19 protein-coding genes and 1 pseudogene are annotated in these 13,072 nt (G+C 66.3%); 8 read left to right on the top strand and 12 right to left on the bottom strand.

Translation table 11 applies throughout. The annotated features are described in order from the left end of the window. Positions 1–49 precede the first annotated feature (49 nt). Positions 50–484 (bottom strand): annotated as a pseudogene (locus GRI89_RS16150) (tyrosine-type recombinase/integrase); the annotation flags it as partial. Between the two features lie 285 nt (positions 485–769). On the opposite strand from GRI89_RS16150, the gene GRI89_RS16145 reads away from it, so the two are divergent. Together GRI89_RS16145 and GRI89_RS16140 are read left to right on the top strand one after the other, a co-directional pair. Further along, positions 770–1,012, top strand: coding sequence for a twin-arginine translocase TatA/TatE family subunit (locus GRI89_RS16145; protein ID WP_159797768.1), 243 nt, complete (start codon positions 770–772; stop codon positions 1,010–1,012). A gap of 78 nt (positions 1,013–1,090) precedes the next feature. Beyond that, positions 1,091–1,462, top strand: a complete 372-nt coding sequence (locus GRI89_RS16140; RefSeq protein ID WP_159797766.1) for a response regulator — start codon at positions 1,091–1,093, stop codon at positions 1,460–1,462. Positions 1,463–1,475: 13 nt separating this feature from the next. Here GRI89_RS16140 and GRI89_RS16135 read toward each other — a convergent pair whose 3' ends face one another. Continuing rightward, positions 1,476–1,967, bottom strand: a complete 492-nt coding sequence (locus GRI89_RS16135; RefSeq protein WP_159797764.1) for a winged helix-turn-helix transcriptional regulator — start codon at positions 1,965–1,967, stop codon at positions 1,476–1,478. A gap of 151 nt (positions 1,968–2,118) precedes the next feature. Here GRI89_RS16135 and GRI89_RS16130 point away from each other — a divergent pair, with 151 nt between their 5' ends. After that, positions 2,119–2,418: a CC_3452 family protein gene (locus GRI89_RS16130; RefSeq protein WP_159797762.1), complete on the top strand. Its 300-nt coding sequence runs from the start codon at positions 2,119–2,121 to the stop codon at positions 2,416–2,418. A 95-nt stretch (positions 2,419–2,513) separates the two neighbouring features. Here GRI89_RS16130 and GRI89_RS16125 read toward each other — a convergent pair whose 3' ends face one another. Next, positions 2,514–3,128 carry an HAD family hydrolase gene (locus GRI89_RS16125; RefSeq protein WP_159797760.1) on the bottom strand — a complete coding sequence of 205 codons (615 nt, stop codon included), beginning with the start codon at positions 3,126–3,128 and terminating at the stop codon, positions 2,514–2,516. A gap of 72 nt (positions 3,129–3,200) precedes the next feature. Beyond that, a complete protein-coding gene (gene ykgO, locus GRI89_RS16120) occupies positions 3,201–3,326 on the bottom strand; it encodes a type B 50S ribosomal protein L36 (RefSeq protein ID WP_033920696.1) in 126 nt (41 codons plus the stop codon). Between the two features lie 177 nt (positions 3,327–3,503). Between ykgO and GRI89_RS16115 the strand changes: the two genes are divergently transcribed. Genes GRI89_RS16115 through GRI89_RS16105 form a run of 3 tightly spaced genes read left to right on the top strand, consistent with a single transcriptional unit; the run spans position 3,504 to position 5,655 of the window. Further along, a complete protein-coding gene (locus tag GRI89_RS16115; RefSeq protein ID WP_159797758.1) occupies positions 3,504–4,088 on the top strand; it encodes a DUF4136 domain-containing protein in 585 nt (194 codons plus the stop codon). Continuing rightward, positions 4,085–5,224 carry a M14 family metallopeptidase gene (locus GRI89_RS16110; protein WP_159797756.1) on the top strand — a complete coding sequence of 380 codons (1,140 nt, stop codon included), beginning with the start codon at positions 4,085–4,087 and terminating at the stop codon, positions 5,222–5,224. The genes GRI89_RS16115 and GRI89_RS16110 overlap by 4 nt, the downstream gene beginning before the upstream one ends. A 38-nt stretch (positions 5,225–5,262) precedes the next feature. Then, on the top strand, positions 5,263–5,655 hold the full coding sequence (locus GRI89_RS16105) for an acyl-CoA thioesterase (RefSeq protein WP_328598314.1): 393 nt from the start codon (positions 5,263–5,265) through the stop codon (positions 5,653–5,655). Positions 5,656–5,664: 9 nt separating this feature from the next. On the opposite strand, the gene GRI89_RS16100 is transcribed toward GRI89_RS16105, so the two are convergent. The 3 genes from GRI89_RS16100 to GRI89_RS16090 form a co-directional block, all read right to left on the bottom strand. Then, a complete protein-coding gene (locus tag GRI89_RS16100) occupies positions 5,665–6,057 on the bottom strand; it encodes a hypothetical protein (RefSeq protein ID WP_159797754.1) in 393 nt (130 codons plus the stop codon). An 84-nt stretch (positions 6,058–6,141) separates the two neighbouring features. Beyond that, on the bottom strand, positions 6,142–6,696 hold the full coding sequence (locus GRI89_RS16095; RefSeq protein WP_159797752.1) for a hypothetical protein: 555 nt from the start codon (positions 6,694–6,696) through the stop codon (positions 6,142–6,144). Positions 6,697–6,758: 62 nt separating this feature from the next. Next, complete coding sequence (locus tag GRI89_RS16090) at positions 6,759–8,027, bottom strand: Rieske 2Fe-2S domain-containing protein (RefSeq protein ID WP_159797750.1); 1,269 nt, start codon at positions 8,025–8,027, stop codon at positions 6,759–6,761. A 98-nt stretch (positions 8,028–8,125) separates the two neighbouring features. On the opposite strand from GRI89_RS16090, the gene GRI89_RS16085 reads away from it, so the two are divergent. Further along, positions 8,126–8,731 (top strand): cation transporter, encoded by a 606-nt coding sequence (locus GRI89_RS16085; RefSeq protein ID WP_159797748.1) that lies wholly within the window; start codon positions 8,126–8,128, stop codon positions 8,729–8,731. A 17-nt stretch (positions 8,732–8,748) separates the two neighbouring features. Here GRI89_RS16085 and GRI89_RS16080 read toward each other — a convergent pair whose 3' ends face one another. From GRI89_RS16080 to GRI89_RS16060, 5 genes are all read right to left on the bottom strand, one after another. Continuing rightward, positions 8,749–8,961 (bottom strand): hypothetical protein, encoded by a 213-nt coding sequence (locus GRI89_RS16080; RefSeq protein WP_159797746.1) that lies wholly within the window; start codon positions 8,959–8,961, stop codon positions 8,749–8,751. A 24-nt stretch (positions 8,962–8,985) separates the two neighbouring features. Beyond that, positions 8,986–9,618 (bottom strand): calcium-binding protein, encoded by a 633-nt coding sequence (locus tag GRI89_RS16075; protein ID WP_159797744.1) that lies wholly within the window; start codon positions 9,616–9,618, stop codon positions 8,986–8,988. A gap of 131 nt (positions 9,619–9,749) precedes the next feature. After that, positions 9,750–10,160 (bottom strand): cytidine deaminase, encoded by a 411-nt coding sequence (locus GRI89_RS16070; protein WP_328598313.1) that lies wholly within the window; start codon positions 10,158–10,160, stop codon positions 9,750–9,752. Beyond that, positions 10,157–10,855, bottom strand: coding sequence for a glycoside hydrolase family 25 protein (locus GRI89_RS16065; RefSeq protein ID WP_201290956.1), 699 nt, complete (start codon positions 10,853–10,855; stop codon positions 10,157–10,159). The genes GRI89_RS16070 and GRI89_RS16065 overlap by 4 nt, the downstream gene beginning before the upstream one ends. A gap of 28 nt (positions 10,856–10,883) precedes the next feature. Then, positions 10,884–11,381, bottom strand: a complete 498-nt coding sequence (locus GRI89_RS16060; RefSeq protein ID WP_159797740.1) for a UPF0262 family protein — start codon at positions 11,379–11,381, stop codon at positions 10,884–10,886. A 141-nt stretch (positions 11,382–11,522) separates the two neighbouring features. Here GRI89_RS16060 and GRI89_RS16055 point away from each other — a divergent pair, with 141 nt between their 5' ends. After that, positions 11,523–13,040, top strand: a complete 1,518-nt coding sequence (locus tag GRI89_RS16055; RefSeq protein ID WP_159797738.1) for a replicative DNA helicase — start codon at positions 11,523–11,525, stop codon at positions 13,038–13,040. Positions 13,041–13,072: the final 32 nt, after the last annotated feature.

Genomic DNA, 13,072 nt, shown 5'->3' with positions numbered 1-13,072 from the left:
TTGAGAAGCGGCCCTTCCGCTTCCGTTTTGGGAAAGGACCGCCTCGACCTCAGATTTCCGTGCGCTCGGCGAGCAATAGCGCGTCCTCGATGTCCACGCCCAGGTACCTGACGGTGTTCTCGATCTTGGAATGGCCAAGCAGGATTTGCACGGCACGGAGATTGCCCGTCGCCTTGTAAATCATCGAAGCCTTGGTGCGCCGCATCGAGTGCGTACCGTATTCCTCACGTCGCAGCCCAATGGCAGTCACCCATTCATCGACCAGGCGCGCGTATTGTCTCGTGCTCAGGTGCTTTGTTCGATCGATGCGGCTTGGGAAGGCGTAGTCTTCGGTCGATCCTCCACGCCGCTCGAGCCACGCCAAAAGGCTGGCACGAACATCGCCTGTCAGTTCGAACTGAACAGGGCGCCCGGTCTTCTGCTGGATAACCGTCGACCGGCTTCGTATCTCCTGGCTGGCGACAAGATCCCCGATCCTGATCCTGCTCCTGACGCCACTGACAGCCTCACTGCATGGGAATAGTAGCGGAGAAAGGCGCCAAACCCCCGACCAGCCAACTTGTCCGCGAAGAATGTCCACTTTCGGGAACTAAGAAGTCGGGCTCTTATGTCTTGGATTAGGGCGCCTAGCTGCCATCTTAAAATCCAGTGTCAACTGTCCGCAATTGGGTCGCTAGCAGACTTGGGCGTCGGCATCCCACTACCCACCCGCTTCCGTCACCTCCCCCGACCTGCTAATCCGGCGCCACGCAAAGGAGTGCACGCGTAAATGGGTTCGTTTTCAGTCTGGCACTGGCTGGTCGTCGGCATCGTCGTGCTGGTGCTGTTCGGGCGCGGAAAGCTGTCGGAGACGATGGGCGACTTCGGCAAGGGCGTACGCGAGTTCAAGAAGGGCATGAAGGAGAGTGACGAGGACCGCGAGCGCGAGCTTGCCTCGCGTCATCCCGACATCGCCCCACCGTCGAAAGTGACCATCGAACAGGGCGAGTCCAAGTCCTCCGGGGAAAACTGAACGCGCTCCCCCGAAAGGCGTATGATCTAAAATTGTGGCTAGCTCCGGAACCGGCGGGGATTTTTGCGTTGTTGAGCCATGGGACGGCGCATTCTCGTAGTTGAAGACGATCTGCTCAATCGCATGTTCTACATTGCGACGCTGGAGCAGGCCGGATTCGCGGTCACCTCGGTGGGTGACGGCGCGCGCGTGATCGACGAGGTGGAGCGCGTGCGGCCCGACCTCGTCATCATGGACATCAACCTGCCGAACGTCTCGGGGCTGGTGCTGACCGAGCGGCTCAAGGCGCAGGCCGATTATCGCGACCTGCCGATCCTGGCCATCACCGCTTATGCCGGACGTCTCGAGGAAGCGAGGATTCGCGATGCCGGGGCGAGTGGCTACCTGTCGAAGCCGGTCACGGTCTTGGCGCTGCTCACGAACATAAAGCGCCTGCTGCGCATCAACTGAAGCGCAAGGCGGCTCAGCAGCACTCGCCGGACGCGCCGCGATCGGTTGAGGCAACCTTGTCCGCCTCTTCCCAGTCGAGGTCGGAGTAGGCCAGCGGCCGCCCATCGTGGGCGTGGAGCCGCACCGGCTCGATCGCCTTGCGGTCGCGCGCGTCCACCAGCACCAGGTTCGAGGGCACCTTGCTGGTGTACTTCTCGCCCCATTGGCGAAGCGCGATGAGCGCGGGCAGCAGGTCGATCGCCTTGGCGGTAAGCCGGTATTCGACCTTGCGCTTGTCGTGCTCGCACGGTTCGCGGCTGAAGATGCCGTTCTCGACCAGCTTGTGCAGGCGGTTCGAGAGGATGTTGCGGGCGATGCCGAGTTCGGACTGGAAGCTGTCGAAGTGGCGGATGCCGTTGAAACCCGCGCGCAGGATCATGAAGCTCCATCGGTCGCCGATCACTTCGAGCGCGCCGGGCAGGCCGCATTCGACGACCTCCCGCAGGTTTTCGTGCAAGTGACCCATTGCTGCCTTTCTTCTCTCCGTGCGACGATTAGCCCACAGGTGGGTGGGCTTGCAACGGACACGCAATATTTCGGTTGCATAATGCAACTCGCTTCCCTAGGTAGCGATTCGCAACTAGTTTTTCAATGCAACTGATTGCCAGGAGTGTCCCATGTCCCCCTTGCGCTTGTTTGCCCTCTCCGCTCTCGCCGCCGCCGCGCTTGCCGCCCCGGCCGCCGCCGGCTCGACAGCCTATTACCAGGCCGAACTGACCGCCCCGGTCGAGACCGCCAAGTTCGTCGCTGGCGGACTGGTGTGGAACTGCGACGGCACCTCGTGTTCCGCCGGCAAGGACACCAGCCGCCCGCTGTTCGTCTGCCGCAAGCTGGCCAAGGAAACCTCGGCGGTCGTGCGCTTCAGCGCCGACGGCCAGGACCTCTCGACTGAAGACCTCGCTCGCTGCAACGGCTGAGGCCGCATCCTCTCCATCCCCCCGGCATTCCTCCCAATCCGGGAATGCCACCCAAAGCCCTCGCGCCTACCAAGCGGCGCGGGGGCTGTTCTCTTTCAGGAGAGCAAGCCGAGGCGGACCAGTTCGTCGGCGAGTCCCTCGGGCCCTTCGAACAGGTGCGCCTGCCAGCCGCGTGCGCGGGCGGCGGCCACGTTGGCGGGATTGTCGTCGGTGAAGAACAGCGCCTCGGGCGGGTGGCCGAAGCGGCGCTCGCTGATTTCGTAGATCCGCGGATCGGGCTTTGCGACCTTCTCAACGCCCGAGACGACGATATCGTCGAACAGGTCGAAGATCGGTTCGTGCGGGCGGAATCCGACGAAGAACTCAGCCCCGAAATTGGTCAGCGCATAAAGCGGGACGCCCGCCGCATGGAGCCGCCGGACCAACGCGTGGGTGCCCTCGATCGGGTGCCGAATAGTGTCATTGAAGCGCTCGACATAGGCGTCCACGAGGTGTGCGTGTTCCGGAAACGCCGCTTTTCGGGCGGGAACCATCTCGGCAAGCGGCGTTCCGGAGTCGCTCTGGAAGTGCCAGTCCTCGCTGATCACGTTGGCGAGCACGTGGTCGAGCTCGGCCGGATCGGCGATGAGCTTTTCCATCAGGTACCTGAGGTTCCAGTCGTAGAGGACGCGGCCGATGTCGAAGACGACTGCGCGCGGGGTATCAGGCATGCAAAAGGCTCCCGAATTGACGGGAGCCCTGCACTTCATCGCTGCCGCGAACGAATCGCGGCGCGGCCGGCATTAGCCCTGGCGCGCCTTGAAGCGACGGTTGGTCTTGTTGATCACGTAGACCCGGCCGCGACGACGGATCACGCGGTTGTCGCGGTGACGGCCCTTGAGCGACTTGAGGCTGTTGACGATCTTCATGACGGTTCTTCCAAAAAGTTCGGCACCGGAGATGGCCTCCGATGCCGCAATTTCAAGCGCGGGCCCCTAAGGGCGGAGGGAGGCCAAGTCAAGGGCGGAAAGCCGGTTCATTGTCCGGTTAGCATTGGCGCGATATGCCCCCATGCCATCACAAACAAGCCCGGAGGTCACATCGTCATGAACCGCCTGTTCCTCGCCCCCTTCGCCGCTCTTGCCCTGGCCGGGTGCGTGCAGACCGTCGTCTCGCCGGTTTCTGTGACCCGCTTCAGCGGCAGCGAGCCCGCTCGCCTCGGCGACGGGAGCATTTCCGTCCGCGCCGCGGACGGCGGCAACGGCCTCGAATTCACCGCCTGGAAGCAGGCCGTCGCCGCCGAGCTGGCGAGGCTCGGGTACCGCGTGGTCGAAAACGAGGTGAGCGGGCAGGTCGCCGAAGTTCGGGTCGAGCGTACGGCACTCCACGCTGCGCCGCGCCGTTCGCCGGTCAATGTCGGGGTCGGCGGCTCGACCGGGTCCTACGGTTCGGGCGTCGGCGTCGGGCTCGGCTTCGACCTTTCCGGCCCGCCGCCGGACGTCACCGCCAACCGGCTGCGCGTGGTCATAAAGGACAACGGCACCGGGCAGGCGCTGTGGGAAGGCCGCGCCGAGTTTTCGGCCAGCACCAACAGCGACTACGCCAGCGCGCAGGCCGCCGCGGACAAGATGGCGGCGGCGCTGTTCAAGGGCTTCCCCGGCGAATCCGGCGCGACTATCGAGGTCAAATGACTGACATTGCAATCAACGCCGCGTTCGACAGCGGCAACATCGACGTAATCTCCATCGACGGCGCCAGCGCCACCCTCGCCATCCCGGCGGACCACATGTCCGAGTTCCGCCAGTGGTTCCATTTCCGCGTCACCGGCGCGGCCGGGCGCGAGCTCGTGCTGCGCATCACCGATCTCAACACCAGCGCCTATCCCGCGGGCTGGCCGGGCTACAACGCCTGCGTCTCCGAGGACCGCGACTACTGGGGCCGCGCCGAAACGACCTTCGACAAGGGCGAGGACGGCGGCACGCTGACGATCCGCTACACGCCGGCCAGCGACGTCGCCTGGTTCGCCTACTTCGCGCCCTATTCGATGGAGCGGCACCACGACCTCGTCGCCGAGGCCGCCAGCGCAGAAGGCGTCGAGTATCGCTGCCTCGGCCTGACGCTCGACGGCCAGCCGCTCGACTGCCTCGCCATGGGCGAGGGCCAAACGCAGGTCTGGCTCTACGCCCGCCAGCACCCGGGCGAATCGATGGCCGAATGGTGGATGGAAGGCGCTCTCGAAGTGCTGACCGATCCGGCCGACCCGGTCGCGCGCGTCCTCCGCCAGAAGTGCCGCCTCAACGTCGTGCCCAACTGCAACCCCGACGGCAGCCGCCGCGGGCACCTGCGCACCAACGCGGTCGGCACCAACCTCAACCGTGAATGGCACGAGCCGAGCGCCGAGAAGTCGCCCGAGGTCCTCGCCATCCGCAACGCCATGGATGAAACCGGCGTCGACTTCGCGATGGACGTCCACGGCGACGAGGCGATCGCCGCCAACTTCCTCGCCGGGTTCGAGGGCATCCCGTCGTGGAGCGAGGAACTGCAGGCGAAGTACAACAGCTTCCAGCTGATCCTCGCCCGCCGCACCCCCGAATTCCAGACCGCCAAGGGATATCCCGTCGCGCGGGCCGGCAAGGCCAACCTGTCGATGAGCACCAACCAGGTCGCCGAGCGCTTCGGCGCCTGCTCGATGACGCTGGAAATGCCGTTCAAGGACAACGACGACCTGCCCGACCCCGAACAGGGCTGGAGCCCGGAACGCTGCAAGCTGCTGGCGCGCGAATGCCTCGCAGCCCTCGTCGAATGGCTCGAGGCAGAGGGCAGATAGTCCTTGCGATGTGACAATCGCACGCTACTTACACCGATGTGAGCAAGCCCCACCTCTTCCCCATCGCCATCGCGCCCGCCGACATCGACTTCATGGGTCACGTGAACAACGCCCGCTACCTTGGCTGGGTGCAGGATGCGGTGATCGATCACTGGAAGTCCGTCGCACCGGTCGAGGCGGTGGCGCGGCACCTGTGGGTCGCGCTCAAGCACGAGATTACCTATCGCCGCCCGGCCTTCCTCGGCGACGAAGTGATTGCCCATGTCGTGCTCGAAAAGGTCCAGGGTGTGCGCGCTTGCTACGAGACCATGGTTCAGCGCGGCGAGGAGATCATCGCCGAGGTCAAATCGACCTGGTGCTGCATCGACGCGGAAACGCGCCGACCTGTCAGGCCGGCGCGCGAAATCATCGACCGTTTCTTCGCCCGTTAGGGCCCAGTCCTACTTGCGGGTGCCCGAGATCGGGATGTCGCCGAAGTCGCTTTTGGCGGTGCCCGACATCGTGTCGCCGGCGACCGTCAGGTCGTACTTCATGCTCATCTGCTGGCCGCCCATGTCGAGCGCGCGGTCGAAGGTCAGGTGATCGCCGTCGACGACAAGGTTGGAGATCGTGCTCTTGGGCGGTTCGCCGCCACCCGGACCGCCTTCCATCGGCGCGTCCTTCATTTCCAGCGTGTAGGCGCCGTCCGCCTCGGCAACGGTCCAGTCGGACTTGAAGGTGCCGAAATCGGTCTTCGCCTCGATCGCCCAAGCGCCGGCTGCGCCGGTTCCTTCGGCCAGCGCCGGCGTCGCGAACAAGGCGGCGGCGGCGGCAACCAGAACAAACTTCTTCATGCAGAGTCTCCTCTCCCCGTGTGAGGCGAGACTATGCCGAAGGCGCGAGGCACGCAATCGCCAAGCTGTCGCGGAATGTCGCGGCTAGCCGCCTGCGGGAATCCCCAGCAATGCGCGCTGGTCGTCGATCCACTTGTCTCGGGCCTGGAACCACTGCGCGCGGCGTACCGCCCATTCGGCGGCGGTCAGTTCGACCTTTGCGGGCACCAGCTGCTCGTGAATCGACTGGAACTGCGCCTTCGGGATGCTGAAAGTCTTGCGCCAGTCCTGCAGGTCGGCCTCGAGAGCGGCGCGGATGTCGTCCCCGCTCATGTCGAACGGCTTGCCGGCCTGGGCATCGCGGCCGACCGACATGGCCCGTTCGCGCTCGTCGGCGGATCCGGTGATGAAGGCCTGCGCCTTGGCCGCGAACTTTACCGCCTTGTCCGATCCCGAGCGCTCGAAGGCGAACTTCTCGGTCTCGGACATGTGCTCGAGCTGGCCCATGTTGCCCGAAGCGGGCGTGTCGCCCGGCGCACCTTGCGGCATGCTGGAGCCCATCGGGCTACTGGGGGCACCGGTCTGGCCCTGGTTCTGCGCCGCCGCCGGTGCGGCCGCCAAGACCAGGCCGGCAAGCACGAAAATTGCGATCCTTGTCATGTCACGCTCTCCCATGTGAACGTTATCATATTGACGCGGAATCAACCGCTTGTCGAGGGCGGCTATTCGGCTGCTTCGGCCAGCCCCTCGGGATCGACCTCGCGCCAGTCGGCGTCGGCCGGGTAGGCGAAGCTCACCGCGCGGATTGCGCCGTAGTCGATTTCCTCGGCGGAAAAGGCCAGTTCGCCCACGTCGCGGTGACGGCGCACGGCATCGAGCAGCAAGCGCCGCGCGCGGTAGATTACCCGGTCGCAGGTGCCGAGATACTCCTTCGTCCGGTCGACGATCGGCCCCATCGATTCCTGCACCGCGAAGTCCTCGTAGGCGTTCGAGCGGCCGATGATGCCCGACCAGTGGCCGGCCTTCATCGCCTCGCGGTCCTGCTGCCAGTTGTCTTCGGGGCCGCCCATGTCGGCGTTGAAGTGATCCGGGTTCTCGCTCCAGGTGCCGAAGGCGCCGATCATGTTGTGCCTGATCGGCGCGTCGGTGTCGTAGGCGATGTACCACTGCGCGGTGGTGACGTCGTCGATCGGGATCGAGCAGCACACCATCCGCGGACCGCGCGGGGCCGAGGGGATGAAGCTGAAGAACGGCAGCGAGACCTCGCGCACGCGGGCGTAGCGGCGGCCTTCCGCCTCCTCGCGGATCGCGCCCTCGCGGAAGCCGTAGGGGCGCTCGTCGAACTCGAACACCGGCGCGCCGTCGGCCAGCATCATGTCGCTCTCGTCCTTGAAGTAGGACCGGCCCTTGGCGCTATCGAGGTTGGTGGCGTGGAGGAAGGTGACGTGGGCGCTGTCGAGAAGCGCCTCGAGCCCCTGCAGCCAGTTGGTGCGGATGATCCCGCGATAGGGCTGGACGTGGCCTTCGGGCAGGTCGGTGAACTCGTAGTCGGGGAAGCGCGGCGGGGTCTCTTTCGCGCCCATGTAGACCCAGACCATGCCGCCGGCCTCGTGCACCCGGTGGCTGCGCACCGGCACGCTGTCGGCGAACTTCTCGCGCTGGGCGCGCGGCTCGGTCGGAGCGTCGATGCACTTGCCCGCGGCGGAGAACTTCCAGCCGTGGAAGATGCATCGCAGGCCGCCTTCTTCGTTACGCGCGAGGCGCAAGGACGCGCAGCGGTGCGGGCAGGCCTCCTGCAGGAAACCGGGCGTGCCGTCGGGCGAGCGGAAGGCGACGAAGTTCTCCCCGAACAGGTGGATCTTCTCGGGCGCCCCGCCCGCTTCGAGCGTTGCGGAGCGGCAGGCCGGCACCCAGTACTCACGCAGCATCGCGCCCATCGCCGTTCCCGGCCCGACCCGGGTCAGCAGCTCGTTGTCGGCCTTGTTGAGCATCACTCGCTCCTCTTCCTCCGGGCGGCTTGCACACCGCCTCTCGCGCGCAGCCTAACACGGTTTGCCACGCCGTGCCCATGTCCTGTAATCGCGGGCGCATGTCCGACTGCGGCTGCGAACCGACCGGGACCGATACCCCTGCCCAGCGCCGCGCGCTGACCGTCGCGCTTGTGCTCAACGCGGCGATGTTCGTGATCGAGAGTGGCGGCGGTCTGGCGTTCCATTCCGCCTCGCTGCTGGCGGACGGGCTCGACATGCTTTCCGACGCGGCAGTCTATGCCCTCGCGCTCGCCGCCATCGGCCGCAGCGCGCTGTTCAAGGCCAATGCGGCAAGGTTCAGCGGCTGGGCGCTGCTGCTGCTCGGCTTCGGGATGCTGGCCGAGGTCGTGCGCCGCTGGTTCGAAGGGAGCGCGCCCGAAGGCATTGGCATGATCGGCATCGCGGCGGCCGCGCTGGTGGTGAACGTCGTGGTCATGGGCTTGATCGCGCAGCAGCGCAGTGAGGAGGTCCACATGCGTGCGGCGTGGATATTCACCCGCGCCGACGTCGTCGCCAACGCCGCGGTGATCCTGTCGGGGCTCGCGGTACTGCTTACCGGCATCCGCGCGTTCGACCTCGTGGTCGGCGCGGCCATCGCGCTTTACGTGATGCGCGAAGCGTTCGAAATTCTCGGCGAAGCGAAGCAAGCGCGCGGCTCAATCTGAGCCGCGCGCCCCCCCTCTCAAAGCATGAAGTCGCCGGAAACCAGGGTGTGCAGCCCGGTCAGCGCGATCGAGAAATCGGCCAGCCTGTCGCCGTTGGTGTCGCCCTCGACGAAGGTCGTGCCGCCGCCGTGCACATAGCGCAGCTCCCCGGCGTGGCCGGAGAATTCCGCCGTCCCGATGAAACCGAAAGCCTGGTCGCCCGAAGCGCCGGTGTCGGCGTCGATGTGCATCAGGCTGATACGGTCGTGCTCGGCCTAGCTGAAATCTTCGATGACATCGGCCAGGGCATGGTTGGCCGAACTCTCGTCGGCGTAGAACACGAAGAAGTCGCGTCCGGTACCGCCGATCAGGATGTCGAGCCCGGCGCCGCCGCGCAGTGTGTCGGTTCCCGCTCCGCCGTCGAGCAGGTCGTTGCCGTCGCCACCGCGAATAGTGTCGTTGCCGTCGAGTCCGTAGAGGTTGTCGGCGCCGGTCGAACCGTTGAGAAGGTTGTCCAGGCCGTTCCCGGTCCCGGTGCCGGCCTTGAGGATGTTCAGCTGCTCGACGTTGTCGGACAGCGTGAACGAGCCACTGGCGTAGACGATGTCGATGCCTTCGCCGGCGCCTTCGACCACCGTGTCACCGGAATCGACCCAGTATCGGTCGTTGCCAATGCCGCCCACGAGCGTGTCCATTCCGGAACCGCCGAGCAAGAGGTCGTTGCCGGCCCCGCCGTAGAGGATGTCCTTGCCCGGTCCGCCGTCGAGGCGGTCGTTGCCGTCGTTGCCGTAGAGTATGTCGTCCCCGGCCTTGCCGAAGATCCTGTCCTTGCCGTCGAGCCCCTCAATGATGTCGGCCTTGTTCGTCCCCACGAGGAGATCGTCGCCGGCAGTTCCCTGCACAACCATAGCACCCTCCCGTCCGTGCGGAGGGTCACAGGGGCGACTCGCGCATGGTTAGCGCCCTGATAACCAATTACTTCTGATTGCCGGCCCCAGCTAATGGATTCGCCGGACCATCCAGAAACGGGACAGTCGAGCTAGCCCAGGTTGTCCGGACCGAAGGCATCGGGGAGCAGCGCCGAGAGCTTTACCGTGCGCACGTCGGAGGGGCCGACGCACAGCACGTCGGGGTCTGTGCCACCGAGCGAAGCGAGTTCGTTAAGCACCTGGCGACAACGGCCGCACGGCGTAATCGGCGCATCGCCCGGCCCGGTCACCGCGACCGCCACCAGCCCGCCGCGGTGTCCCTCCGCCATGGCGGTGCCGACCGCCACCGCCTCGGCGCAAAGCGCGAGGCCGTAGCTGGCATTCTCGACATTGGCGCCGGTCACCACCGACCCATCGGCAAAGCGCAGCGCCGCGCCAACCGGGAAGTCCGAATAGGGCGCGTAGGCATTGAGTGCCGCGCCGCGCGCCGCTTCGATCAGTGCGATGTCGTCTTCCGTCACGGTTGCAGCACCACCCAGCGCACGGGTTCGGGGCTGGCATCGTTACGGTAGTGCGCGTTGGCGGTCCACAGCGTCCACGGCCGGCCGGCATAGTCGGGCTGCATGAAGTCGCGTTCGAGCCACAGGTTGCGCTCGATCTTGGAAGCAATGTTGTAGCGCGCCTCGAACTCGGGCGAGACCAGCAGCACCGCAGGCTGGCCGACATGCCCCTCGATCTGGTTGAGGAAGGTGGTCAGCTCGCTCTCGACCGCCTGTTCGCTGACCCGCTCCGGGCAGTCCTCGGCGGTGCCGAGCAGTGCGATCGCCGGGGGCAGCAGCCCGCCATCGCGCGGGACGATGGTGACGAAGTTGGCGCTCTGCCGCTCGGCCGGCTCGCACGGGTCGTAGGTGTGGACCACCCCCACCGACAGGCCCGAGCCGCGCACATTGCGCAGGTTGCGGGAGAAGGCCGGGTCGCGGCCCCCCGCCCCGCTGCTCGCGTCGAGATATACGAACTGCGCGCCGATCGCCCGGAAAGCGGGGAAATTGACCCGCCCGTCGCGCGCGCCAACGATCACGCCCTGGACCGGGAAGTCCTTGCGTTCCGGCCGCCAGTGCTGCGCCGTCCACCACGCCCAGCCTCCCGCCACCAGCGCGGCGAGCAGGAACAGCGCGAGAATCCGCGTGCGCCAGCGAAAAGCCTTCTTCCGTCCCATTGACCCCGTTCTTGCGACCTGCCTGTTGTCAGGCCCTGATATGGAGCACGCAGACCAGCGTAAAGAGCCGCCGGGCGGTATCGTGGTCGAGTTCGACCTTTCCATCGAGCGCTTCGAGCAGGTGGCGTGCGCCGCGATCGTGGATTCCGCGCCGGGCCATGTCGAGCGTCTCAAGTTCCTGCGCCGAGGCCTTACGAACCGCCTTGAAGTAGCTGTCGCAGATGGCGAAGTATTCGCGCACCGTACGGCGGAAGCGGGCGAGGCCGAGGCCGATACCCCCCGCATCCCGCCCGTGATGGTCGCGCAGGCCGATGGCGAGCCGCCCGTCGACCACCGCGAGGTCGAGCGACCACGGTCCCGAATGTCCCAGTTCGATCGCTCGTATCGGGCGGAAATGGCTGTCCACTACGAGGTCGCGCAGCGCCGCTCCGCGCTCCTGCTCGACCTGCGGCCCGCGCGCCAGCACCGTCGATTCGTCGAGCGAAATCGCGGCGATGCGGTTGGGGTGCGGGACTGTCTCGGCCATCGCGGCGGCTTTCGCAGACGGCAGTGCAAGCGGCAAGCTGGCAATTCCGTCACGTCGCGGGTGAGGATTTGCCCGCTATCCACAACTCGATTTCCCGCCCCTCCCCTTGCCGCGAATCCCGCATCGGCGCATCAGGCACCGATGTCCGACGAAGACCTCCTGATCCGCCCCCAAACCCCGACCGTGGAAACGCCCGCGGGCCGCAAGCTGCCCGCCAACCTCGAGGCCGAGGCGGCCTTTCTCGGCGCGGTGCTGATCGACAACCGGCTGCTCGAGGAAATGACGGTCCCGCTGCGCCCGGAGCACTTCTTCGACCCGCTGCACGGCCGCATCTTCGAGCGCGTGCTCGTGCTGCTCGACAAGCAGATGATCGTCACCCCGGTGACGCTGAAGCCCTATTTCGAGGCCGACGAGGCGCTGCGCGAACTCGGCGGCACCGCCTATCTCGCCCGCCTCACCGCGGACGGCCAGGGCCTGCTCGCCCCGCGCGAACTCGCCCAGCAGATCTACGACCTCGCCTTGCTGCGCGAACTGGTGGTGGTCGGCCGCGAGCTGGTCGAGGGCGCGCTCGACACCAGCGAGGAGGTCGAGCCGCTACGCAAGATCGAGCAGGCCGAAGCGCGCCTGTACGAAGTCGCCGAGGGCGCGGCCAGCACCAGCGAGGCGGACAGCTTCCGCAGCGCCTCGAACAAGGCGCTCGAGATGATCGAGACGGCGATCAATTCGGGGGGCCATGTCTCTGGCAAGACCACCGGGCTCGTTTCGATCAACGACAAGTGCGGCGGGCTGCACGATTCCGACCTCATCATCCTCGCCGGGCGTCCGGGCATGGGCAAGTCCTCGCTCGCCACCAACATCGCCTTCAACTGCGCCGACCGCTACGTGCGCGACAAGCGCGACGGGATCGAGAAGAGCGTCGGCGCCCCGGTGGCGCTGTTCAGCCTCGAAATGTCGAGCGACCAGCTCGCCACCCGCATCCTCGCCGAGCAGGCCGGCATCCCGTCCGAAAAGCTGCGCATGGGCAAGATCGGGCGCGACGAGTTCCAGGACCTGTCTTACGCCAGCCAGCGCCTCGCCGACCTGCCGCTGTACATCGACGATACCCCCGCGCTGACCATCGGCGCGCTGCGCACCCGCGCCCGGCGGCTCAAGCGGCGGCACGACATCGGGCTGATCGTGGTCGACTACCTGCAGCTGCTGCAGGGCAGCGGCCGGGCCACCGACAACCGGGTCAACGAGATTTCCGAGATCAGCCGCGGCCTGAAGACGCTGGCCAAGGAACTCGGCGTGCCGGTGATCGCGCTGTCCCAGCTCAGTCGCGCGGTCGAACAGCGCGACGACAAACGCCCGATGCTCTCCGACCTGCGCGAATCCGGCTCGATCGAGCAGGACGCCGACATGGTCTGGTTCATCTTCCGCGAGGACTACTACGTCGCCAGCCGCGAACCCAAGGTTCCGCAGGGCGACGACGACATGAAGATCGCCGAAGCCCACGCCGCCTGGGCCACCGAAATGGAACGCGTCCACGGGATCGCCGAACTGATCGTCGCCAAGCAGCGCCACGGCGCGACCGGCAAGGTGCGGCTGCGGTTCGAGGCGAAAATCACTCGCTTCACCGACCTGGCGGACGGCGCTTATGGGGGCGACGACTGGGAGTAGGCAGCCAAGTCCGTGGATCTCCAATAACCGCA

Source organism: Croceibacterium salegens, assembly GCF_009827435.1.
Lineage (GTDB): Bacteria > Pseudomonadota > Alphaproteobacteria > Sphingomonadales > Sphingomonadaceae > Croceibacterium_B > Croceibacterium_B salegens.
The sequence above is the reverse complement of the archived record's forward strand: the minus strand, read 5'-3'. Positions and strand labels throughout refer to the sequence as shown.

What these genes read in the sequence shown, in the direction of transcription:
- GRI89_RS16145 (WP_159797768.1), top strand. Translation starts at nt 770, where the DNA reads ATGGGTTCGTTTTCAGTCTGGCACTGGCTGGTCGTCGGCATCGTCGTG.
- GRI89_RS16140 (WP_159797766.1), top strand. Translation starts at nt 1,091, where the DNA reads ATGGGACGGCGCATTCTCGTAGTTGAAGACGATCTGCTCAATCGCATG.
- GRI89_RS16135 (WP_159797764.1), bottom strand. Translation starts at nt 1,967, where the DNA reads ATGGGTCACTTGCACGAAAACCTGCGGGAGGTCGTCGAATGCGGCCTG.
- GRI89_RS16130 (WP_159797762.1), top strand. Translation starts at nt 2,119, where the DNA reads ATGTCCCCCTTGCGCTTGTTTGCCCTCTCCGCTCTCGCCGCCGCCGCG.
- GRI89_RS16125 (WP_159797760.1), bottom strand. Translation starts at nt 3,128, where the DNA reads ATGCCTGATACCCCGCGCGCAGTCGTCTTCGACATCGGCCGCGTCCTC.
- ykgO (WP_033920696.1), bottom strand. Translation starts at nt 3,326, where the DNA reads ATGAAGATCGTCAACAGCCTCAAGTCGCTCAAGGGCCGTCACCGCGAC.
- GRI89_RS16115 (WP_159797758.1), top strand. Translation starts at nt 3,504, where the DNA reads ATGAACCGCCTGTTCCTCGCCCCCTTCGCCGCTCTTGCCCTGGCCGGG.
- GRI89_RS16110 (WP_159797756.1), top strand. Translation starts at nt 4,085, where the DNA reads ATGACTGACATTGCAATCAACGCCGCGTTCGACAGCGGCAACATCGAC.
- GRI89_RS16100 (WP_159797754.1), bottom strand. Translation starts at nt 6,057, where the DNA reads ATGAAGAAGTTTGTTCTGGTTGCCGCCGCCGCCGCCTTGTTCGCGACG.
- GRI89_RS16095 (WP_159797752.1), bottom strand. Translation starts at nt 6,696, where the DNA reads ATGACAAGGATCGCAATTTTCGTGCTTGCCGGCCTGGTCTTGGCGGCC.
- GRI89_RS16090 (WP_159797750.1), bottom strand. Translation starts at nt 8,027, where the DNA reads ATGCTCAACAAGGCCGACAACGAGCTGCTGACCCGGGTCGGGCCGGGA.
- GRI89_RS16085 (WP_159797748.1), top strand. Translation starts at nt 8,126, where the DNA reads ATGTCCGACTGCGGCTGCGAACCGACCGGGACCGATACCCCTGCCCAG.
- GRI89_RS16080 (WP_159797746.1), bottom strand. Translation starts at nt 8,961, where the DNA reads ATGCACATCGACGCCGACACCGGCGCTTCGGGCGACCAGGCTTTCGGT.
- GRI89_RS16075 (WP_159797744.1), bottom strand. Translation starts at nt 9,618, where the DNA reads ATGGTTGTGCAGGGAACTGCCGGCGACGATCTCCTCGTGGGGACGAAC.
- GRI89_RS16065 (WP_201290956.1), bottom strand. Translation starts at nt 10,855, where the DNA reads ATGGGACGGAAGAAGGCTTTTCGCTGGCGCACGCGGATTCTCGCGCTG.
- GRI89_RS16060 (WP_159797740.1), bottom strand. Translation starts at nt 11,381, where the DNA reads ATGGCCGAGACAGTCCCGCACCCCAACCGCATCGCCGCGATTTCGCTC.
- GRI89_RS16055 (WP_159797738.1), top strand. Translation starts at nt 11,523, where the DNA reads ATGTCCGACGAAGACCTCCTGATCCGCCCCCAAACCCCGACCGTGGAA.